Genomic DNA, 581 nt, shown 5'->3' on the forward strand with positions numbered 1-581 from the left:
CATCAGATATCTCTGAGTCCAGTCGATATGTATTTATTTTGAATTGCCTTTCTGGTAGATTTCGATCGTCTTCACGTGCTCCGTGGCTAGGTTACATATGACCACTGTTCTTTTCATAGTGCTGTGACTAGTTCTACTCTGCGTCAGCTTTATAGAGAGTTGTCCTGTTTTTTTTTTTTCGACGAAACGTGAAATGCCACCACTCCATCGGATAGTTGGCAAATCCTTCGGCCGCCATCGCACGCAGCAGGCGCTGGCGGTGTGCGCGTTGCCCTGCGCTGATGTCTGGCGCATCGGTGTGCGCACGCGCATCGAAGACATCGAAACCGGTGCCCATGTCCACTGCCTGGCACGCAGCCGACCGGCACTGCAGCAAACCCAGATCCAGGGTCGCGCCACGGCGATGCCCGGAGGTCGGAGAAATGTAATCGCCCAGCAGCGCACGCTTGTCCACCCGCGGGTAGTACTGCGCCCTGGTCGTCTGATTTTGCAGATCCGCCGCCCAGGCCACGAATGCTTTCACAGACCGCACCGGCCGATAGCAGTCGGACACTTGCAATCTGTCCCCTTCGGCCTCAAGC

Annotated in this window: 1 protein-coding gene; it reads right to left on the bottom strand. The window is 56.1% G+C overall.

The features are described from left to right. Nucleotides 1-133 precede the first annotated feature (133 nt). On the bottom strand, nucleotides 134-581 hold a 448-nt coding region (locus CSC68_RS15760), incomplete at its 5' end, for a M15 family metallopeptidase (RefSeq protein ID WP_162204538.1).

This window comes from Pseudoxanthomonas suwonensis (assembly GCF_010093235.1).
Lineage (GTDB): Bacteria > Pseudomonadota > Gammaproteobacteria > Xanthomonadales > Xanthomonadaceae > Pseudoxanthomonas > Pseudoxanthomonas suwonensis.